The organism is uncultured Sulfitobacter sp. (genome assembly GCF_964021855.1).
In the GTDB taxonomy this organism is placed as follows: domain Bacteria; phylum Pseudomonadota; class Alphaproteobacteria; order Rhodobacterales; family Rhodobacteraceae; genus Sulfitobacter.
The window spans coordinates 467249-489296 of record NZ_CAXHZD010000004.1; the positions used below are offsets into that span (position 1 = coordinate 467249).

At 54.6% G+C, this 22048-nt stretch carries 18 protein-coding genes; 4 read left to right on the top strand and 14 right to left on the bottom strand.

Annotated elements, in window-relative coordinates; all coding sequences use genetic code 11:
* Position 1: 1 nt before the first annotated feature.
* From phnK to phnG, 5 genes are read right to left on the bottom strand one after another with little or no spacing between them, the layout of a single operon-like run.
* The gene (gene phnK, locus AADJ11_RS15705) at positions 2 to 772 is read right to left on the bottom strand and encodes a phosphonate C-P lyase system protein PhnK (protein ID WP_341235454.1); all 771 of its coding nucleotides are present in this window, start codon (positions 770 to 772) and stop codon (positions 2 to 4) included.
* On the bottom strand, positions 769 to 1638 hold the full coding sequence (locus tag AADJ11_RS15710) for an alpha-D-ribose 1-methylphosphonate 5-phosphate C-P-lyase PhnJ (RefSeq protein WP_341235455.1): 870 nt from the start codon (positions 1636 to 1638) through the stop codon (positions 769 to 771). Before AADJ11_RS15710 ends, phnK begins: the two co-directional genes overlap by 4 nt.
* Positions 1635 to 2723: a carbon-phosphorus lyase complex subunit PhnI gene (locus AADJ11_RS15715; RefSeq protein ID WP_341235456.1), complete on the bottom strand. Its 1089-nt coding sequence runs from the start codon at positions 2721 to 2723 to the stop codon at positions 1635 to 1637. The genes AADJ11_RS15710 and AADJ11_RS15715 overlap by 4 nt, the downstream gene beginning before the upstream one ends.
* Complete coding sequence (gene phnH, locus AADJ11_RS15720; RefSeq protein WP_341235457.1) at positions 2723 to 3283, bottom strand: phosphonate C-P lyase system protein PhnH; 561 nt, start codon at positions 3281 to 3283, stop codon at positions 2723 to 2725. Before phnH ends, AADJ11_RS15715 begins: the two co-directional genes overlap by 1 nt.
* Entirely contained in the window at positions 3283 to 3738 is a 456-nt protein-coding gene (gene phnG / locus AADJ11_RS15725) for a phosphonate C-P lyase system protein PhnG (RefSeq protein WP_341235458.1), read from the bottom strand. Before phnG ends, phnH begins: the two co-directional genes overlap by 1 nt.
* A 93-nt stretch (positions 3739 to 3831) precedes the next feature.
* On the opposite strand from phnG, the gene phnF reads away from it, so the two are divergent.
* Positions 3832 to 4545, top strand: a complete 714-nt coding sequence (phnF, locus tag AADJ11_RS15730; protein WP_341235459.1) for a phosphonate metabolism transcriptional regulator PhnF — start codon at positions 3832 to 3834, stop codon at positions 4543 to 4545.
* 17 nt (positions 4546 to 4562) lie between these two features.
* Here phnF and AADJ11_RS15735 read toward each other — a convergent pair whose 3' ends face one another.
* The 5 genes from AADJ11_RS15735 to phnC all read right to left on the bottom strand — a co-directional run bounded on the left by AADJ11_RS15735 (position 4563) and on the right by phnC (position 9209).
* Entirely contained in the window at positions 4563 to 5183 is a 621-nt protein-coding gene (locus tag AADJ11_RS15735) for a chloramphenicol acetyltransferase (RefSeq protein WP_341235460.1), read from the bottom strand.
* A complete protein-coding gene (gene phnE / locus AADJ11_RS15740; RefSeq protein ID WP_341235461.1) occupies positions 5183 to 6472 on the bottom strand; it encodes a phosphonate ABC transporter, permease protein PhnE in 1290 nt (429 codons plus the stop codon). The genes AADJ11_RS15735 and phnE (AADJ11_RS15740) overlap by 1 nt, the downstream gene beginning before the upstream one ends.
* Complete coding sequence (gene phnE / locus AADJ11_RS15745; protein ID WP_341235462.1) at positions 6469 to 7353, bottom strand: phosphonate ABC transporter, permease protein PhnE; 885 nt, start codon at positions 7351 to 7353, stop codon at positions 6469 to 6471. The genes phnE (AADJ11_RS15740) and phnE (AADJ11_RS15745) overlap by 4 nt, the downstream gene beginning before the upstream one ends.
* A 69-nt stretch (positions 7354 to 7422) precedes the next feature.
* Positions 7423 to 8331 carry a phosphonate ABC transporter substrate-binding protein gene (gene phnD, locus AADJ11_RS15750; protein ID WP_341235463.1) on the bottom strand — a complete coding sequence of 303 codons (909 nt, stop codon included), beginning with the start codon at positions 8329 to 8331 and terminating at the stop codon, positions 7423 to 7425.
* 59 nt (positions 8332 to 8390) lie between these two features.
* Entirely contained in the window at positions 8391 to 9209 is an 819-nt protein-coding gene (phnC, locus tag AADJ11_RS15755) for a phosphonate ABC transporter ATP-binding protein (protein ID WP_341235464.1), read from the bottom strand.
* Between the two features lie 326 nt (positions 9210 to 9535).
* Here phnC and AADJ11_RS15760 point away from each other — a divergent pair, with 326 nt between their 5' ends.
* Positions 9536 to 10840, top strand: a complete 1305-nt coding sequence (locus AADJ11_RS15760; protein WP_341235465.1) for a ferredoxin reductase family protein — start codon at positions 9536 to 9538, stop codon at positions 10838 to 10840.
* Between the two features lie 259 nt (positions 10841 to 11099).
* Positions 11100 to 12611, top strand: coding sequence for a thiamine pyridinylase (gene bcmE, locus AADJ11_RS15765; RefSeq protein ID WP_341235466.1), 1512 nt, complete (start codon positions 11100 to 11102; stop codon positions 12609 to 12611).
* Between the two features lie 367 nt (positions 12612 to 12978).
* Here bcmE and AADJ11_RS15770 read toward each other — a convergent pair whose 3' ends face one another.
* The 4 genes from AADJ11_RS15770 to AADJ11_RS15785 are packed head-to-tail and all read right to left on the bottom strand — an operon-like array spanning position 12979 to position 18700.
* Positions 12979 to 14817: a TniQ family protein gene (locus AADJ11_RS15770; RefSeq protein WP_341235467.1), complete on the bottom strand. Its 1839-nt coding sequence runs from the start codon at positions 14815 to 14817 to the stop codon at positions 12979 to 12981.
* Complete coding sequence (locus AADJ11_RS15775) at positions 14818 to 15816, bottom strand: TniB family NTP-binding protein (RefSeq protein ID WP_341235468.1); 999 nt, start codon at positions 15814 to 15816, stop codon at positions 14818 to 14820.
* The gene (locus AADJ11_RS15780; protein WP_341235469.1) at positions 15816 to 18029 is read right to left on the bottom strand and encodes a DDE-type integrase/transposase/recombinase; all 2214 of its coding nucleotides are present in this window, start codon (positions 18027 to 18029) and stop codon (positions 15816 to 15818) included. The genes AADJ11_RS15775 and AADJ11_RS15780 overlap by 1 nt, the downstream gene beginning before the upstream one ends.
* Positions 18026 to 18700 carry a hypothetical protein gene (locus AADJ11_RS15785; RefSeq protein WP_341235470.1) on the bottom strand — a complete coding sequence of 225 codons (675 nt, stop codon included), beginning with the start codon at positions 18698 to 18700 and terminating at the stop codon, positions 18026 to 18028. Before AADJ11_RS15785 ends, AADJ11_RS15780 begins: the two co-directional genes overlap by 4 nt.
* A 1363-nt stretch (positions 18701 to 20063) precedes the next feature.
* Between AADJ11_RS15785 and AADJ11_RS15790 the strand changes: the two genes are divergently transcribed.
* Positions 20064 to 21377, top strand: a complete 1314-nt coding sequence (locus AADJ11_RS15790) for a HipA domain-containing protein (RefSeq protein WP_341235471.1) — start codon at positions 20064 to 20066, stop codon at positions 21375 to 21377.
* The last annotated feature ends 671 nt before the right edge of the window (positions 21378 to 22048 follow it).

Here is a 22048-nt window from a genome sequence, read left to right on the forward strand (position 1 = left end):
CTCACACCTGCAAGACAGAGGAAACAAGAAGCTGGGTATAGGCATGCTGCGGATCATCCAGCACCTGATCGGTTAACCCCGTCTCGATCACGTGGCCGTCTTTCATCACCATCAACCGGTCCGCCAAAAGGCGCACAACAGCAAGGTCATGGGTGACGATGATCGCGCTGAGGTTCATCTCGCGTACAAGGCCGCGCAGCAGATCCAGCAGCCGCGCCTGGACTGAGACATCAAGCCCACCGGTCGGCTCATCCATGAACACCAGCCGCGGCCCCGTCACCAGATTGCGCGCGATTTGCAGGCGTTGCTGCATACCGCCGGAAAAGGCTGTGGGGCGGTCATCAATCCGGTCTTCGGTAATCTCGACCCGCCCCAGCCAATCAATCGCCTCGGCGCGGATATCACCGTAATGCCGCGCATTCACCGCCATCAGCCGTTCGCCTACATTGCCGCCAGCGCTGACATTCATCCGCAGCCCGTCGCGGGCATGTTGATGTACAAAGGCCCAGTCGGTGCGCCCCAACATCCTGCGTTCGGGTTCGGACATGGTAATCGTATCGCGCAGACCATCGGCGCGTGTGTCAAAGCGCACGGCCCCGCGATCAGGCACCAGATGCCCCGCCAGACAGTTCAGCAAGGTGGACTTGCCCGACCCGCTTTCGCCCACGATCCCCATGACTTCGCCTGGATAAAGGTCAAACGACACATCCGTGCAGCCGATGCGGGCACCATAGAATTTGGCAATATTTTCAACCTGCAAAAGCGGGGTCATGCGGCGTCCTCCTCGTAGGGTATTCCTTGCGCGCCCACATGCCCTTGTTTGCGGCGGGTCGCGCAGTAGTCGGTGTCAGAGCACATGAACATACGTCCGCCCGCGTCATCCACAATCAGCTCGTCCAGATAGCTGTCGGTCGCACCGCACAGATCGCAGGCGTGGTCGGCCTTGGTCGGCTGAAAGGGGTAGTCATCAAAATCAAGGCTAACCACCTGTGTATAGGGCGGAATGGCGTAAATGCGCTGCTCGCGCCCCGCGCCGAACAGTTGAATGCCCGCCATTTCAAGCTTGGGATTATCGAACTTTGGAATAGGCGACGGGTCCATGACATAGCGGCCCTCGACCTTGACCGGATAGGCATAGGCCGTCGCGATATCACCGTGCTGGCTGATGTCTTCATACAGTTTCACATGCATCAGCCCGTATTCCTCAAGCGCATGCATCTTGCGGGTCTCGACCTCGGATGGCTCAAGAAAGCGCAAGGGTTCGGGGATCGGCACCTGGTACACAAGGATCTGGTCGTCGCGCAGGTCTTCCTCGGGGATGCGATGGCGGGTCTGAATGACGCTGGCCTGCGATGTGGCTTCGGTCACGGCGACCCCTGCGGTCTTTTGAAAGAACCGCCGGATCGACACGGCGTTGGTTGTGTCATCTGCCCCTTGGTCGATGACCTTGAACGTATCATCGGGCGTTAGCACCGCCGCCGACACCTGCACACCGCCCGTGCCCCAGCCATAGGGCATTGGCATTTCGCGGCTGGCAAAGGGCACCTGATAACCGGGGATCGCCAGCCCCTTGAGGATCGCGCGGCGGATCATGCGTTTGGTCTGTTCATCGAGATAGGCAAAGTTATAGTCGCTCATTCCGCGGCCTCCCGGCTGATATTATCCTGCGCTTCGCGGCGCAGCTTGCGGATCAGTTCCAGTTCGGATTGGAAATCGACGTAATGGGGCAGTTTGATATGCTCCAGAAACCCCGTCGCCTGAATGTTATCGCTATGATATAAAACGAACTCTTCATCCTGCGCCGGTGCGCCAAGGTTGTCCTCGCCCAGTTCCTTCCAGCGCAAGGCGCGGTCGACCAAGGCCATGGAAATCGCCTTGCGTTCGGTCATGCCGAACACCAAACCGTAGCCGCGGGTGAACTGTGGCGGTTGCGTTTTTGAGCCTTGAAACTGGTTGACGGTTTCGCATTCCGTCACCGTGATTTCGCCAATCTCGATCGCAAACCCCAGTTCGGGGATGTCCATTTCGACCGCCACGGCACCGATGCGTAGTTCAGCGACAAAGGCGTGGTTGCGCGCGTAACCACGCTGGGTGGAATAGGCCATGCCCAGCAGAAACCCCTCATCCCCCCGCGTCAGCGATTGCAGGCGCAAGGCGCGACTTGCGGGCAGTTCCAACGGCGTGCGGGTCAGATCATCTGGCACAGCGTCGCCGGTTGGTTCGCTCTGGATCAAACCTTCGCGGTCCAGAAAGGACATGATGTGGGGTGTCGCCATGTCAGAAGGCGCGGCTGTCGGTACATCTGCGGCTTCGCCATCAGCGGCCAGTTTGAAATCCAGCAACCGGTGGGTGTAGTCAAAGGTCGGCCCCAAAACCTGCCCTCCCGGCGCGTCCTTGAAGGTTGCCGACACCCGCCTGTCGCAGGCCATGTCTTCGGTCTCGATCGGGTTCGACCCGCCAAAACGCGGCAAGGTGGTGCGATAGGCGCGGATCAGAAAGATCGCCTCGATCAGATCACCGCGCGCCTGTTTGATCGCAAGGGCGGCAAGGTCGGGATCATAAAGCGACCCTTCGGCCATGACACGGTTAACGGCCAGCGCCATCTGCGCGCGGATTTGCGCGACGCTTAGCTCGGGGATGGCGGGGTCGCCGCGCCGCTCCTCGGCCAGCCACGCATGGGCATTATCAATGGCGCGCTCGCCGCCTTTTACAGCAACATACATCAGCCGACCCTCGTTGTGCGGGGCAGCGCCGCAAGGCGGTCGCCGCAGGTGAAAATGAAATCCAGCCCCAGCGGGAATAATGCCGCGTTGGTTTGAAAGCGCTGCGTTTCGGGCAAGGATAAGGCCGCCTTGTCCTTGATCCCCGGTCCGCGCAGGATCGCGCCGTCATTGGACAGCGCCGGGCGTTCGACAATCACGGTGGCCGAGCGGTCGGGATATTGCGCCGTGCCAATCGGAAAATCCGACAGCGGCAAATCATCCCACGCCCCAAGCGCGAACATCGCGTCCCGCGCATCGGTAAAGGGGGCACCGGTATGAAAGGTAATCCAGTCACGTACCTGCGGGGTGTCATGGCTGGCCGCAAGAAAAACGGGCGTTTCCGGATCGCATAATGTCAGGACCACAACACCGGCGGCCATGCTCATCGGGGACGGGGGGTGCGCGCCCTGCACACGGGTAATGTCACCGGGGCGTGCCATCGCGGTCATCACCGCACGAAAGGCGTGGGATGCATCGACGGGCAGATCGGCAAAGCCACCTTCAAGGGTTTGTGCCTGCATCAGTCTTCCCCCCGCACCATGGTATAGAAATCAACCTTGGTTGCCGCAGCTTTGGCCGCGCGCCCGGACTTGCGGGCCGCCATGGCATCGCGCAACGGGGTCAATACTGCTGCCTCGACCGTTTCGGCTGCATCTGTCTGCATTAGCGCATCAACCAACGCCGCGTGGAGAGCGTGATCCTTGCTGCGGCCTTGCACATAGCCATGCCCAACCGTCCCGTCGACCAACCTGACAGAGGCGCGGGTGACGGTCATTTCACCCAAGTTGAAGGCGGCACCAACGGCCCCTGCCCGCCCCCGTACCATAACGCCGCCAATCTCTGGGCTGCGCAAAACGGTATGGTCGGGCGTCATGTTCAGCGCCGCCCAATGACGGGCAACATCTGAGGCCGCCGATTTGGCCAAAAGACCAAGCCAGCTTTTTCGCGACGCGTTTGGATCACTCATCATATTCATCTAGACACCTTCTTTAGTTGTCTATACAACTAGACAAATACTACTGAACAACCCCACTCACGCCAACCCCCCAAAGTGTGAAGTTTTCATGACATGACCCGCCGCACGCCGATCTGGAAAGCCATTGCCACCACCGTGCGTGGCGACATCACCGAAGGCGTCTACCGCCAGGGTGACAAACTGCCGACCGAGGCGGTTCTGGCTGCACGTTTTGGCGTTAACCGTCACACGGTACGGCAGGCTTTGGCGGCCTTGGCAGAGGAAGGTATCGTTCATGCCAGACGTGGCGCGGGCGTTTTTGTCGCCACCACACCAACCGACTATCCCATCGGCCGCCGGGTCCGGTTTCACCAAAACCTGACCGCCGCCGGTCGCGCCCCCGCCAAAACAGCCCTGTTGCTTGAAACCCGCCCGGCCAATGCATCCGAGGCTGAGGCGCTACAGATTTCCAACGGTGCCAAAGTGCACGTGTACGAAGGATTGTCGCTGGCAGAAAATCTGCCTATCGCCTTGTTTCGAAGCGTTTTTCCTGCCGAGCGTTTTCCTGAAATGTTGACCTATCTGCGGGCTGATCCGTCGGTGACGGCGGGGTTGGCCAAATGCGGTGTGGAGGACTACACGCGGGCCTCGACACGGGTGAACGCAAAGCTCGCCACCGCCACCCAAGCGCTTCATCTGCGGATCGCCGAAAACGCGCCCATTCTACGCACCATCAATATCAATGTCGCGCCCGATGGCAGCCCGATTGAGGTTGGGCGCACATGGTTTGCGGGGGACAAGGTCACCTTGACCCTGTCAGACACCTAGCGCTGCGGCCCAACCCTTCACGATCCTTCGTAACGTTCCAAGAATGCCTCTGCCCCGAGGGACCGGAAATCCGTTAGCGCGCGGCGCAGTCGCTCATGGGGCCAATCCCACCACGCCAGATCCATCAGCCGATCTGCAATATCAACGGTAAAACGCGCCCGCAGCGGTACGGCGGGGATGCCGGCCACAATCATATAGGGCGGGACATCCTTGGTCACGATTGCGCCGCCTGCCACCACCGCACCATGGCCGATTGTTACTTCCGGTCTGACTTGCGCGCCGTGGCCCAACCATGTGTCGTGCCCGATGACCGCGCGCCTCGTGCGTCTGTGGTCGAACCAAGCCTCATCGTGATCTGCATCGTCAAAGTAGTCCCCTGACCGATAGTGAAAGTGATGCAAGCTGGCTTTGTCCATCGGGTGGTCCGTGGCCCCGATCCGGACAAAGGCCGCGATATTGGCGAACTTGCCCACGGCGGCATTGGCAATGTCACAATACCGGTCGCAATAGGCGTAATCGTCGAAATGACTATGCGCCAATCTGGTGCTGCGTCCGATCTCAACAAAGGCTCCAAACGTGGCATCCGTCACCTCGCAATCAGGGTGGAGAACGGGCGCATCCGCTGTCAATCGCGCCATCAGCTATCGCCCATGATCAGCTTGCGGCGCAGCCATCCCGACAGGGTGTCCATCGCCATGACCAACAAGATGATCAAAACGATGTAATAGGTGACCTCTTCCCAATCCTTTTGGGTCGCGATGGCTTGGGTCAGCAGCAAGCCAATGCCGCCGCCGGTGATCGCGCCGATAATGGTCGCCGATCTTGTATTGGATTCAAGGTAGTACAGCACCTGGCTAAGCAGGACCGGCAACACCTGCGGGAAAACCCCAAAACGATAGCGTTGCATCGGCTTGGCCCCCGTCGATGTGATCCCTTCGATCTGCTTTTCATCCACATTCTCAAGCGCTTCCGAGAACATCTTGCCAAATGTGCCTGTGTCCGTCAGCAAGATTGCAAGCGAACCGGTCAGCGGTCCGGGACCGAACGCGCGGCTAAGCACGATGGTCCAGATCAGCCCGTCCACGCCGCGCAGAAAATCAAACACGCGCCGCGCAGCAAAGCGGAAGATGCCCAAGGGGGTAAAGTTCCGTGCCGCGAGAAACGCCAGTGGCAAGGCAACGATGGCGGCCCCAAAGGTGCCCAAGAACGCCATCAGCAGCGTCTCAAACAAGGCCCAGAACACATCCCCGTGCCGCCACATCTTGTTTGTCCAGAATTCCTGCCAGATCGCGCCCGTTTCACCGCTCAGGGCATGCTGCGCAAGTTGCACAGGCCCCATGCCGTAATACGGGCTGTCGAGGGTGAAAAAGAACAGCTCCCAACCGTAGCTGTATTTGAAAACCTCGGCGCGGGCGCGAGTGATGGTAAAGCGCCCCGCATCCGTGGCGATCATAACCCGGTTCTTTGAGGCGTTGATGAAATCGGGCAGATCACCGGCTGGAAATACCGCGTGGACGCCGGTGCCGTCAGGTCGCGCCGTCACCAGTCCGTAGCCGGGAATGTCATAGCTGACCTGAGGCCCCAAGGTGATCACGTGCCCCCTACCCAGATCAACCACGGTGGTATCCCCCAAGCTGACCCAATCGGGTGCAGTCCCTTCTGGGTATTGGCCCTTACGCTCGCCCTCAACCGACAGGGTGATCACCCCGTTTCGGTTATTCTGGGCGACATGGGTCTTGTAGCTGTAGCTGTCAGAAATCAGCGTACGGGCGTTGTTCAGATTGATCCGGTCGCGCAGGCCTGCCACGTCGAAAGACACGAAAATATATGCGAAATAGGCCAGAATGACCAATGGCACGGCTATGGTCAGGCGTTTCTTGCGACTGAATTGCGTAAGGGTCGCGGCATGAAGGGTTGCGGTTGTCATAGGATCACCTGTGGGTTTGCGGCACCATGGGTCAGTCGGTTGCGCAGCATGCCGGACAGCTGGTCCACAACAACAATGGTCAAGAATAGCAGGATAAAGATCGCGGCGGCTTCGTCGTATTTGCCCACGCCCCAGCTCATGGTGTTGCGCAAGTCATAGCCGATGCCGCCTGCCCCGACGAAGCCAAGGATGGCCGAGGCACGGATATTGATCTCGAACCGCAAGAGCGCGTAGCTGAGATAGTTCGGCGCGACCTGCGGGATCACGCCAAGCAACATCCGCTGCGTCCAGCTTGCCCCGACCGATGCCAGCCCTTCGATAGGCTTGAGAGAGGCATTTTCATTCACCTCGGAAAACAGTTTACCCAAGGCCCCGACAGAGTGCAGCGCAATCGCGATCATCGCAGGCACAGGCCCGCCGCCCAGCATAAAGATCAGCACCAAGGCGATGACGATTTCAGGGATGGCGCGCAGAATATCCAGCACCCGCCGCAGCGGGTTCACCAGCCATGGCACGGGGGCCAAGCCGCGCGTGACAAGCAGTGACATCCCCAATGCCAGCAAGGCACCGATCAGGGTCGACGCGGCGGCGATGTTGATCGTCTCGATCAAGGACGGGAAATATTTAACCAGATAACCGGGCATCAAGGGCGCGCGTTCAAATGCCTCGCTGAACATGGCGGCAGGAAAGTCGAAAATGTTGGGAAGCCCGTCCCAAAAGCCGCCTGCATTCCGCTGATCTGCCGTGTAAAAGCCCGACACCAAAAGCGCCAGAAACACCACCAGCATGATGAAATTCATCAAACGTTTCTTCTTGATCTGCTCAAGATAGGCCTTGGCCTGCGTGGCGGCATCACCGCCGGTTATTGTCTCGTCTGCCATGGTTTGCCCCGCATAAATATCTGGCCCCGGAAAACTCCGGAGCCAGCAATCGTTATAAAATCACTTGATTTAATTGGATTTCGCCAAACGGGCGGCGACGATCGAGGTATAGGCGTCATGGGTGATGGGATCGAAACCGCTGACTTCACCACCGGCAAGGGCCGCTGCGCATTCAGGATCGGTTTCACCCATGGTGTCGATGATGTTTGTCACTGTCGCGCGCACGTCGTCAGGCAGCGCATTGCGCAGAACAACAGGCTCGCCCGGGATCAGTTTCGAGCGCCAGATTTCAACCATGTCGTTCATATCAACAAGGCCTGCATCAACCGCTTTGCGCAGCGCGCCAAAGGTATAGCCGTCTTCCCAGTTGCCCTGACCGTCCGTCCAGGTCACACCGCCGTCCACGTCGCCGTTGTTTACCGCAACGATGGTTTGTTCGTGGCCGCCGGTGAATTTCACTTCGCCGAAATAGTCGCCGCTTTCCATGGTGGCACCGATCTGGCCGGGGATCTCAACCGACGGGATCAGATAACCGGATGTGGAGTTCGGATCACCAAAGCCAAAGACTTTGCCCTTCATATCCTCAAGCGATTTTACGCCGCTGTCGACGCGCGCAAAACCGACAGAGTAATAGCCGGTGCTGCCGTCAACGTTGACCTTTACAAGGATCGGCGACACCGCGCTTTCATCGGCAATATGAACCGCCGCATAGGACGATGGCCCCATCAGCGACAGATCAATCGTACCGCCCAAAAGGCCCTGAATAACGCCGTTATAATCGGCAGGCGCAAACAGCTTGGTCGGCACGCCAAGCGCGTCCTCAATGGCACCGCGCAAACATTCGTTGCTGTTCATGCGGTCTTGGGCATTTTCACCGCCCAGAATACCGATGCGGAATTCGTCGATGGCATGGCTCTCGGCCCAGGCTGCGCCTGCCAGCGTCGTTGTCAAAAGGGCAAGTGTGATCGTCTTTTTCATCTTTGGTCTCTCTTGAATTGATGCACCCAGCGATGGGGTGCGGAGTAAATCGTTTCGCGCTATTGCGCTGCGATATCGGCCAGTCGTTCTTTGGCCGGGTCGGTCGTTTCGATCTCGGTCGATGTTGTTGCCTCGGAAAAACTTGCATCCGCGCCATAGATGTCGCGGGCGGCAGCGGTGGTCAGAAGCTCGGGCAAACCGTCAAAGACGATCCTGCCGTCCCGCATCCCGATCACGCGGTCGCAATAGCGGCGCGCGGTGTCCAAGGTATGCAGGTTGGCAATCACCATACGGCCGTCTTGTTCGTGGATGTCGCGCAGCGATTGCATCACCACCTGCGCATTCATCGGATCAAGCGACGCAATCGGTTCGTCCGCCAGAATGATCCGCGGGTCCTGCATCAGGGCGCGTGCAATGGCGACACGTTGCTGCTGCCCCCCTGACAACGCCTCGGCCCGCTTTGGCGCGTGCTGGGCAATGCCGAGCCGTTCCAGAATGTCGATGGCGCGGTGGATGTCTTCGTCGGGATAAAGATTGAACATGGTCGACAAGGTCGAACGCCGGTTCAAGGTGCCGTGCAGCACGTTCGACACAACATCCATGCGCGGCACGAGGTTGAATTGCTGAAAGATCATGGCGCATTGGGACTGCCAACTGCGCTTGGCCGCGCCGCGCAGGGCCGTCACGTTCAAGCCGTCAAAGGTGATTTCGCCCGACGATGCATCCGTCAGCCTGTTCAGCATCCGCAACAGCGTTGATTTTCCGGCCCCGGAACGCCCGATAATCCCGATCATCATCGGTTTATCGACGACAAAGCTCGCTGCTTCTACGGCGGTATTCGCACCGAATGTTTTCGTGACCTGATTAAACTGCAGCATAACGCCCCCTTCGTGTTGCCGTGTGGGTACGCAGTTATCGATTCACTTTTGTGTTGGTTTGATTATACTTTTGTAACAGGCGCAGAACCGGGGCTATGGCGGCACTTGGATATCCAATCAGCGGGCAGAGCCGATGAAATCCGGTGTATCGGGCTTTGAATATGATAAGGCCCCGGAATTTGATGTGCGTCGGGCCGAATAGCCACGGGCCGACCCGGTGTGCACCATAATTGATATATGTCATCCGCAAGACGCAAAGCAGCGTGAAAGATCGACAAACGACAACATCAATTTGTGCCGCTATGCGAACTGGATCAGAAAAACCTATGAAGCCGCTGTTTTTGATCATCTTTTATATCGTTGCTGTCGCCTTCCCCTTGGTGCTGTCGTGGATCGTCGGCGCCCCGGCGCGCGCATTCCATCAAGAACTGGCCTCGGGCCTTGGTATTCTGGCCTTTGCCATGATCTTGATGGAGTTTGTCCTGTCCGGCCGGTTCAAGACGGTCTCGAACGACATCGGCATGGATGTGACGATGCGGTTTCACCAGATGATGGCGCGGGTTGCACTGGCATTTGCGCTGTTGCATCCGTTTTTATACCGCGGCACGCCCGTGGGCGGCCCGCGGCCATGGGACCCGACCCGCCAGTTGGTAATCACCACGGATATCGCTGACCTGTCCACGGGCATTGCCGCATATCTGCTTTTGCCCAGCCTCGTCTTGCTTGCCATCGGGCGCAGCAAACTGGACGTCAAATATGAAACATGGCGGCTCATGCATGGTCTTGGGGCGCTGTTGATCGCAGCGCTGTTGCTGCACCATACGGTCTATGCCGGGCGCTATGGATCGCAGCCCCTGATGACCGGTATCTGGGTGGCAATGACAGCAATCGCTGTCGGGTCGCTCTGCTATGTGTACTTGATCGCCCCGATTCGCGACAAGACCCGACCATGGCGCGTGACCTCTGTGAGGGAGGTCACGCCAAAACAATGGGAAGTGACCATAGCCCCCGACGGCCATTCAGGTCTGGACTACAAGGCGGGTCAATTCGTTTGGCTGAATGTGGGGCAGAGCAGTTTTTCGATAAAGGAAAACCCGTTTTCGATTTCGTCAGCACCGGCCGCAGGGCCAGAAGTATCATTTACGATCAAGGGGTTTGGCGACTTCACCAATACGGTTGGCAAGATAAAACCGGGTACCGTCGCGTATCTGGATGGCCCCTTTGGCAGCCTGTCCGTTGATGGCCGCAGCGAGCCGGGCATCGCCTTGATCGCAGGCGGTGTCGGGTTGGCCCCGCTGCTGGGAATTCTCAGGCAATTGCGCCTGACCGGTGACCCGCGACAGGTCAAACTGGTCTACGGCAACCGGTCAGCCGATCAGATCGCATATCGCGATGAACTGGGCGCAAAGGACGTGACCTTGGTGTTGTCCGAGCCGCCAGATGATTGGCAAGGCGAGACAGGATTTATCGACGGCCCCCTTTTGGACCGGGTGTTCGCGCAGGACGTATACGACGAATGGGTTTTCGTGGTCTGTGGACCGCCAGTGATGATGGATATCGTAGAGGACCATCTGCTCAAGCGCGGCACGCCATCCCATCGCATCCTGTCTGAAAGGTTCAGCTATGACTAACCCGCTAAAGCATCTGAGTGCACGGCGGCGCATTTCGGTCGCCATCTGGCTGGTGAGCGTGATCCTTTGCCTGCTTCTGTTGGCCTTTGTACTTCGGTAACAATCGACGCCCCCATTGGTGGGATAGGCCGCCAAGACGTATTGCCCGCCTCACGGGCTGATCCTCTGGAAACTCCGGAAAAGTTGACGGATAGCATCTCGCTGTGTAAATACAACCTAAGGTTTAATTTTATACAACAATTTTTTCGGAGGATTTTTGATGCGTCTTTTCGGCTTTTCACTTCCTATCATCATATCAGGACTGGCCTGCGCCGCCCCGCCGGCACTGGCAGATGCCTGCAATGTTAAATGCACAACCGGCCAGCAGAATTGCGTCGCTGCGGCGCTTTACCCATATGTTCCAAAAATCGATGATTTCGCGAACGCGATCTGTTCGGCTTGGACGGACGAGGCCCCCGGTCAACAGCTTTACCTGATCAAAGATGGCACCGTCTGGGATGGGGGCTATACCTCAAACCCCGTCTATACGGATGGCAGCGGCAACCAGACCCCCATCGACGTCTTCACCTATGACGCGATGTATCTGGAATATTGGGAAACCCAAACGACCCCCGTCCCCGCCAATTATATTACTGACGCCGGCGATTTTGCCGATTACGCGACCGCGCGGCTTGTCACCGCTGGCGATGCGATGACCGCCCTGCCGATGCTTGGATGTACAAACCTGATGTTCTACCGGTCTGGCGATGGCGGGCTTGATGATGTGGCCACCTTTACCGACTATTTGGACACCAACGGATCAAACATCTTCAAAAGCCCCGTGCCCTTTGACGATACCGGCGCGATGTATGACATGAGCGGGAAAACCACCGCCGGTGTCGATTATATGATCTACGGCTACATCAACAGCGGCGCATACCCATCCATGACAGGCGCGCTTGATGATACGATCATTTCAGCCTTGACCGAGCTTTCACTGCGGTCGAGCTATTACAACGCCCTGACCGGCGCGATCCCCCCCTTGCCCGATATCGACAATAGTTATGTCCGCGCCGGGTATCTAAGCGACGGCTATGGCCGTACCACCATCGGGTTCTCAGAAAGCATGTCGCAAATGTCTGATGCCACGCTTGATATTATCAAACTCAAGGCCTTTCCGTGGAGCACGACAGACAGCACCAAGAATATGTTTTATTCTGATGTCGTGGGCGTGAACAACGCCTCGCCCGCCTTGGGGCAAGGTAATGACGCGCCTTATCTGTTGGCCAATCTCATGACGCGTGCCGACGTTATGCAAGCCTCAATCGCGCCATCTGCATCCGACGTCTCTTATCTGTTCCCCGCGCGCAAAAGCGTTCTGGCAAACCTTGCCGGCACCTACCCACCTTACGAACAGATGCAAACCGTTCTGAATGACCGCCCGACAGAGCTGGTGGTCATGCCCACAACGGATCGGACGGCCTTTCACACCTTTGGCGGCACCGTACGGGATACGGTAAAAACCGATTTCTCAGGCAGTTGTGATTTGGAAAGCACGACCATCATCTCTTCCAATACCAGCGCCAGTCAGGTTTGCACCCCGCTGTGCCAGAACAGCGGAGGATGGGGCGGCAGCTGGACCAATCAATCACCACCAGCTTGGCCAGGTTACTCGGCATGCGGCTGCAATACCTGCACGCAAAATTCGCCAGTCCCCACTCAGGAACTGCATAATATGTCGGTGGCAAAAGACCCCGAAAACCCCATACACCTGCGCTATCAGCGTAACTAGGCGTTGTCTCTCAGGGCATAAACACACCCGCATAATTCGAAAAAAGAGCGCCCAGTGGGCGCTCTTTTAGTCTACTGAAACAGGCTCGATTGGTTCACCGCTCGATATGTCTGGTGCCTGCGGCCCGTTCAGGGTGCAGAGCAAGCGCACCTGCTCTGGGTCTCTATTTTCAGGGCCTTTGATGAAAAGCCAAGCCATTGAAGCCCATGAGAAAACATTTCGACCCTATTTTTAAGGCCTTTTTGCGGCCTATCAGCCAAACGGCGGTTTGAATGTGCTTTTGCACACCCATTACCGCCCATCAAAAATTAGTGCTGAACAAAAAAAACCGCCCCAGAGGGCGGCTTTATGCTTGAAGCTTCGAAGTTTAGAGATCGGCGATCCTATAAAATTCCGCGTTCGCATCCGCAGGATCCCACACAGGAAAAACCCCTCTTCCTTGTAAGTTATTACGTAGTCGATTTGGATCGCCAGCCCAGTAGCCTTCAATCGAAGACAACTTACGATAACGCTCTTTGAACCGCGTCACACTATCTCGGTCGACAAGATTACGCATGGCTCCCATGTGACGGACGCGGCCACTGACATTTAATGGCGTCTGGTCGTTACCGTCTTCAGCAAATAATAAAAATTCGACAGTTTCAGCGTTCACACCGAGAGACCTAGATGTCGCTGAAACGGTCATACCTCCCTCGCCCGTTCTCGCGCCGAGCTTGTAGGCGACTTCCTGAACGTTGACCAAGACGGACTTGAACTTCAGTTTTTCCGGGAGCAGCTCAACATTTTCGAGCTGGCCTTTCAGCACCAGCGAGAGCACTTCCATCGATGAAACATTGAGTACCTTTGAAACTTGGCCGATATCCATCATGCCTTTGCTCGGTACTCGAACGTCGTCCCCAATTCGGCGCATTTTCACAATAAGTTGGTCAAGGTCCTCGACATCGACGCCTTTATAGCGCGCTGTACGGTTTTCACCATCTTCAACGAGAGTTCTTAAAAAGCGTTTTTCCAGTAGCAAAGCGACCTGAGACCGCGTGCAGCCGATGTACTCAGGAATCTTGGCGACTGGAATTGCCCGCTTCAACTTGGCAATTAGTTCTTCTGCTGGCTCCGCCTCAACAGTTTGCCGACTATCTGCATGATATACGTCTTTGGGCAACATGCCCGACTGTGACAAAATATTGGCCACGGTTTTCGGGTGCACCCCCGTAGATGCGGATAGGGAGGCCACGGTATGCCGCTTTTGTTTTTCAACGACCTGTCCAAATAGGACTGCTCCGAGCTTGATTGGAAAGTGATCTAAGATAAAATCGCTTAGGACATCCAGAATGGGGCCAACCGGCTTATCCGACTTTCTGAACTGCACCCATTGATACAGTCTCCCAAATGTCCCTTGTGGCCCACATTGAACGGCGCTCTTTTTAGGCTTCCTGTATAGATACTCCAAGCCTTGCCGAATGCCCGCCTCCCCGTTTGAGGTAAATTCAAATCCGACCTGACCAGCTCGGTCCCAGTCGTCATCAGTCAGCTCTGGGAGTGACGCGTGGGGACCATATTCAATACATGCTCCCAGCATTTCAGTCGCTTTACAAGCAAGGTCGATCTGTTGGGCGTCCAACCATGACGGCCCTGTGGCACCAGCAAAACGCGCAGTAACGTAATCTTGGAGAGCTGATGGTTTACGCCTTACTGAGTTACGCCAAAGTTCTTCCAAAGCTATATGATCAGGAGTGTGTGCCCAAACATTCAGCTCAAGGCCGACCCCACTGCCCCGAGGCTTCCTATATAAGGCCACATCGTGGTGTTCGCACGTCCTAGTCGAGCTAAAGGCCCAGGTGCTGCGTCCAACACCAATCGGCATGCTTGCGGGGCTTTCTCTGATATCAAACAGCAAACAAGCTGGGCAGAAAGTAACTTGGCTCCGCAGCAAAAATTCCCTGAAGAAGACCTCACCATTATATCGATAGAGGCGATCCGAAACATGCTCGAAACTTTTAGATGCCAGCTCATCCGCAGGCATGCCGCAGATAGGCGATAGTCGGTCAAAAATCTCGCGGCGACCCAAATTCAAATCCTGCTGGCGCACCCCGATAAATCTGAGGAAATTGTCGAGTGATAACCCGGAATGGAAATGTCCAAAACGATTCAACCATGAAATCAGACTCTCATCTGGCTCTGGAAGTAGGTACGGCTTCAACAGGTACATTCAGCGTCTCCCAACCTGACGGGTTTGCCGCTTGGTCCGCTCTGCTTCGAAACTTTCAGCATCCGCATCAAGTTCAATCGCGGCCCAATCAGCAGCGGCAAAGACGTTTTGCTCCCACTCACATCCCTCATGCATCCCCCAAGCTGTTGCGAAATGCTGCCATGTCAGAACTTGAGCCCCCTCCTTCAGCGCGCTTTCGATAGCATTGATAATCGTTTCAATTGCTCGACCAAAACGGTGTCGGCTTGCGTGGATCAAGCGAAGTGCCAATGTGTCATCAAGTTCAGGTTTTAGCCCGACGTCCGCACAATACTCTTCGATCAGACTATAAAGCGGCTCATCATCCACTCCCTGACATAAAGGCTTTGGTACGACCTTGGTAAGCCGCCGGTTCACTTGTTCATCAAAGCGCGTAATTTCCGCCAGGCGTTGAGTGCCGCTAAGAATGGGGATTACGGCGGATTCATTCTGCATCAACGATTTCAACATTTTCAGCATATCGTCGATTTCACGCGCTGAACCGGACAGGAACATGTCGTGTGCTTCATCAAACCAGAGAACAACAATACCTAGAAGAGCGAGCCTGTGTCGGACGACCTCCCAGATTTCCCAGGCAGATGCTCTCGATGAGACATCTGTTAAACCGGTAGCTTTCAGAACCTCCCGACCGAGACTCTTCAAAGTGGCCGGGCTAGGAACTTGGATCCGCAGAAACTTTGGCGGATCGCCTGCCGAGCTCGGTTTCAATGCAGCGTGGGTTGAGAGCACTCGATCAACAGCAGTAGTTTTGCCAGAACCTGAGCCCTCAACAAGGGCGATACCGCGAGTTTCAAGGTTGCCTGTAAACCGCATCGGTTCAGCAATAAGGTTCCCTTGGTCATCATGTTTTAAAAGCCGGTTTAGCTGCAGCAGAATTTCTTCGTCGCGCTCAGTTGAAATGTGATGACCTCGGAGCGTAGCGAGAGATTTTCTCCAGTTATGTTTTGCTAGGCCTCCCATTATTCATCTCCCTTGTTGACATCCCAGCTTTTCTTCTTGGTGGTTTCTGGTTTCGCAGGAGCAGAACGGGTTGATGTCTTCGGTGCAGTATCAGGCACGGATTCTGAAGGTTGTACCGTTCGGCCGAACTGGCTCGGATCACTAACGGCCTGGACCTCTGTTTCTGCAACATTGAAACCACAAAAAAGAGCTTTTTCAGCAGAAGCGATGCGCTCAGCATTCCAAGTTTGCGTAATCAAACCAAACTCCAAAGTACGTTCGATATTCATATTTTTGATGGCGCTAATAGCACTGCACACTGCGTCTTCGCGCCATTTGAGCTTCTCCGGGTCGCTTGTCTTCAAGCTGCGTCGCGCTGCAAGCCATTGCTGCGCGTGCACCCCATTGAAAATACCTTGCACAGCCTGTACCTGGTGCCACTCATCACCCAAGCGAACTTCAACCGCACCGATATCATTGGCCAGCCACCTTACATTCAAAGCCCGTTTTCCCAATTTATTGTACCAAATTGAAAGCGTCTCTGAGTGGTATCTTACCCCGAGAACGGTCACACCGTATTTATCCACCTGCCGCTCAACGGTAACCCCAAAAGCAAGCCGGTCATTGCGTACGGATGGACTAGCTTTCAAAGCATAGTTGCCATCCTTCATGTCACATTCCCATTGTTCGAGCGGGGTTTTACCTCCCAAGCCCAAATGTGGGGTATTGTGGTAAATATCCACGATCCACCGGACCAGCGCGAAACAAAGATCCTCAGGTTTCAAACAGGCTTGTGCCTCTGCAGGGTGTCTTCCTTTCTCCAGTACGGACGAGAACGTTCGGCCGCTCAACCGAGGCAAAAGGCCCATCGAGGCTGTACGGAAAAAGCGCTCGATGGTTCCCCTCATACTCGGCAATCCAGCGATAGAACGTTCATGAGTAATGCCCAAATCGCTACACGCAGCCGTGAAATTCAATGCTTTGAAGGCTGATCCATTATCTGTTACCAGCGTCTCTGGGGTGGCAGCCATATGCCATCCCGAAACAGCGCCTACGGCATCCGCCCAATCGCCTTTGTCAGAGGTCGTCATGCGGAGACAATCAAGAGCTGCGCAGGAAGTCGGATTTAAGGTCAACTTCATACCCAAAACGCAGCGTGTCCGACAGTCAATAGATGCCGTGATCCACCAGCGCCCCAGTTTATCATCGAGACCTAAGCTCTGAAGCTCTTCCGTCGTAAACAGCGACTTGAGCCCTGAACCGGCCAGAATAGAGATCAAATCGATCTTCCATTCATCCATCTCTACTCGTTCATATGGACGATAGACCTGCAACCCAGAGCTAACCGGTTTAAATATCTTTACTGCTTCTTCGAGCCCTTTCCTCTTCAAAACCACGTGGAACTTATCAATGCTGCCGATGGCGTTGCGAACAGCTTGGCGAGAAGGAACTCGATGCGGTGTCAAGCCTTGAGCTTTTCGTTTCTCATTCTCGTTGATAAATGCTTGTTTGACATCCTCTGCCGTAGTCTTTTGGGATGGCTGGTTTAGCGATAGATAGCTTTCATTTACAATGCGCATCAGCAGCTCCTGCTCCTCCGCACTGAAGTAGCTTGTCCGATTCCCTCGATTTGCAACGGAGTCTGCCAAACCTGTCATTCCGAAGTCGTTAAACGAAGCGAGCCATTTTCGGAGCGTTCGCGGATGCACAGGCGCTACAGACGGTGATACGCACCCGCCGCGAGGCTTTCGGCGCAAGCCATCGCGGATTTCTTTTTCACGCAAACCGTCCTCAGGGCTAGGAGCGTCCTCTGCTAGGAACGTTTGTGCACGCCTACAAATTTCAGGCATATTCTCTTCAATTGACGCATCATTCACGGACACAAGCGCTTCATTCTGCATTTCCAACAATGCTGAAACCAAAGCGTGCCGTACATTAAGCCGCTTACGCTGCTTTGTGGAAAGATTCGACAATTGAGGGCTAACCCCTCTAGAACGACGCGTCGCTGCAGCAGGGTTATAAAAATCGGGCTCATGCGTAATTTTTTTGGAAGCATTCAATCGAGAAAGAAATTCAAAATTAAATGTTTCGGCGATGCCTGAGCCGTCTGCATCCATCAAGACATAGCCATTTCGTGTTTGATACGCCAAGCGTAAAGCACGCCCTCGGATCGTGATCTTGTCGTGAGGCTTGATGTGAAAACGGCCAAAGTAGGTTTCGGAATAGCTGGTCATTGTACGACCTCCATTTTGTATACGAGAGTTTTCGGGTTGATGATTTCATGGTTCACAAGACGGAGATGATGGTCCCGAATTAAACGGAGCAGAGCACGGTAGCCCTTCTCGTTTAGACCGGTCCTGACGGTTAGATCCCGAAGCGAGAGAGCTCCGGAAAGTTCAGATACGGCTTTCAAGGCAATGCGATCTGCTTCGGAATCAAGTTCGCGAACAGCCGCTAACTGCCTAGCGTTACTTTCGCTGATCGGATCGATGTCCCTCTCAGTGACCAACCTGACCTCATCACAGAATCCGGTATCGAGCGCATGACGTGTAACGTCCTCCATTTCCGCAAGGAATTTGCCTGAGCGAAGACGGATTTCAGGTTTGACAGTAAAGGCAATCTTCCGGCCATCAGCGAAAACCGCAACCATGTCGAAGTAGTGCTTCCTATGACGTGCACCCTCACACCATTCAAAGAGCACTTGCTCTTTGATTTGCGCGACATCTGGTAAGTCATTCACCACGAATAAGGCACGCAGTTCGAGATGGGATTCCGCCTGGAAACGACGGCCGTTATCACTCCCTAAAATGACATCAGCCGTACAATGCCCTTTGGACGCTTTCGCGATAGATCGATCTGCCTGCGAAGCGGCAGGTAGTCGAATACCGGATGTGTTAGTATACATATTTCTTCCCTCACTTGACGAGGCGACACCCAAAATCATGGTAAATATACCAAGTCGATTTCGAATATGGTGTGTGAAAGACGGTCTGACCGCCGGATTAAACGAGTATTCGCGTTATTGAATCACTACCAACAAAAATTCGGTTGAATAAAATGTCAAAAAATCAACCGAAATACCTTATACCAATAGTGAAATAATTATGAGATCTAATAATTATTCTTTTACTACGAACACTGAAACGATCAACAATATGTTACTCAGCGTAGACTCTCCTTCGGCATATTAATATAAAAAATGCACTTTTTATATATGACACCATCGCCAACGCAAAATGTCGAGTTCTCTCTATTACTGAACAAATCCAATCATTCATTTCGCCACCTTTCCAGATCTTATCCATATCACTAAAACAACCTCTCCCCCCATATCGTGCATGCGACAACTAGAAGAGTCAATAACCTACTGTTTGCAAATGATATTAATGGAGAAAACATGATTTAATCATGCATTTCCAAGCATTCCCAAGAGATACTCAGAATCTAATGATGGTTTTAATCGATACTCAAGATCTAATGATGGTTTTAATCGATACTCAAGATCTAATGATGATTTTAATCGATACAAAAAAAATCTAATGATGAGCTTAATGGATAAAAAAAATCTATTAATGATTTTAATCGATACTCAAAAATTTAGTGTTGCTTTTAGTTGACACCCTGCCTTGCGACACCAGCCTCAATTTTCTGGATTTCTAGTGCATTCTGAAGGCAGGGCCCGCCCTCGGGGCGGTGATTCGGACATCGAAAAGCACGTTCACCTTTCTGACTGTTCTCTTATCATGTCGGATCAGTACCCCGCCCGCATAGTCTGTATCAATTATGACGGTAGACAGAGCCACCCAAATGCGCCCGTTACGGCAAAACGAATATGCGCCTATTTTCAAAATTGCGAACAACCGCTCTATTGGGCGGCCAGGTGGGCGTTGAACCGGATCCTCAAAAAAGAATAGCAATGGAGATAATTCAGGTTTTTGCACACTCGGGAGACCTGAGCGTGCGCTGCCCACCCAAAACTGGATACAGACATTACCTCCCATTTGCGAGCTACTGATCTTTGACGAGAAGGTGATTAAAATGCTCTATCGCAACAATAACGCGCCTATCGAGTGCAAGCGCCTATCCGGCTTGATCGACTGCACTTCGACCTCCCCGTGATCACACAAGGCCCATCCTTGATTTGAGAATAGAAAGCTTCGGGCACCACCCGGACAGCTTGCTCCCTTAGTAAGGCGAGCCAACGGGGACTTGAGAACGTATTTGGAACATTGCAAGGTGTCCTGTGAGTACAGGCGAGCTAAATCGAGATGGCGCTGACAATACAGATCAATATCGATGGCCAATGGCACAATGCCGCGCAGGTCGGGTTCACAGCGACCCGACGCGGTATCAATAGTGGAGCTTGGCTGAGCTACGAGACTGACTATTGGGCGGAACATGCCTCGGTCGATGCGTTGGGGGGGCCAGTTATCGACCATCGTGCTGTGTCGGTCCAATTTCCTGTCGATGTCACTTATTACATGCTGGGCAGTTGGCCCTCGTTTCTTCTTGATCTGCTGCCTCAAGGGCCTGTGCGCGGCAGAATAGCGGGAGACCAGGGACTGCGTCCAGATGATCCCAAGTTGGATGTGCTGCTTCTGGCGATCGCAAGCAGCACGCCGGTGGGTAACATTCGTATCCGACAGGCGTGGAAGCGCGAGCAAGAAAACATCCGTCAGCTCAAGTGTCCGTCGCTCACGGATGCTGATGTCCTTTCTGTCAGTTCCCACTTCATTAATGTGTTAGATACATATGTGAACAGAGCACCAGGCGCGACCTGCGTCCAGGGCGAATGGCCCAAGGTTTTGCTTACGCGATCAAAGCGCGACGGTTTCTTGTACCCTGACCCATATTTGAAGGCCCAAGACGGAGCTGAGCATTTCATCGCTAAGTTAGCCAAAACTGGAAGGCACGCAGATGAGCTTATTCTCGCGTCAGAGGCACCCTATCTGGAAATGGCAAGGGTCGTCGGCCTCAACTGTGGCGCGCCGTTGAAATATGGTAACGGTATCCTGCTAATCCCTCGGTTCGACAGGTCTGTGTCGTCGGAACAGGTGTTGATGCACGGCCAAGAGAGCCTCTACTCTGCTATGGGTATCACCGAATTCGGCGCTCGACGGTCGCACGAGGATTACTTGGCTGTAATCGATCAGTTTAGTGATGATCCTGTCGCTGACCGTATCGAATACCTTAAGCGAGACGTTCTAAACATCACCGCAGGAAATCCCGACAATCATGGCCGGAATACAGCTTTATGCCGCAATGCAGCGGGTGGCACACGACTATCCCCATTGTTCGATTTCGCGCCGATGCGCCTGTCTGATGCTGGTATCGCGAGGGCGGCTCGCTGGCGCTGCCTAGGTAACGCGGACCCCGGCGGTGACTGGTCTGCCGTGTGTGAAGCTGTAGCGTGCGATGGATTGTCATCGAATGACACTAAAGACATCCTCGTCGCCATGTTGCCGCAATTGTTCAGGCTGCGCGAAATTGCTGGGACGCTAGGCGTGGCAAGCGAAGTCATCAGACGAGTAATTTTCGTGGAGAGGATGACGAGCGTGATCGAAGCTCTTAGAAAAGGATAAGCTTCAAAAGCGAACCGCATCTGCATACGCTACGGCATTTTGCACACAGAATGTTTTGGCTGCAGTAAGGGTGCACAGACCCGCAGACTCTCGTGATGAATGAGGGAGCCTCGGGGCCTGCTCAATTACTAACAGCGATGAGCAGCCCGGTAATCCCCCCATTTTTAGTGGGGATTACCTAGGAACGGACCACTTCAAAGGGGGAGGCTCACCCGGACTGCCGCTTTGGATATGGATGACAGTGAGGTCGAGACTGAATGGCGAAGGCGGGCTTTCACAAAGCGCCATTGCGAAGCACAGGGTCGCAAGCGATTGTTAATGTAGAGCTTGACGGCGAAGATCATCTCAATCTATCAGTAACGGATGACCGACAGATCCCACATCACTCTGAGCGCTCGAATACCGTTTTAACTTTTAAACGGATTTTCGGGAGTGCCATGGTGGGACGCGGGATTTATACACCCTTCAGCAGTAGATGACTGTGTGGTCGACGGTTCAAGTCCGTCCATTCCTACCAACCGTTGAGATCGTACGGTGATCTAAGAATTTCAGTTGGGCCCGACGGTAAAACTCATGCGTCTGCCTTCAGCATCATTACGGGTGTGACGCCACCGATGTCCATGTTGGGTCACTTGTTGCTTTACGTATAAAGTACCTGTCTTGATCAAGCT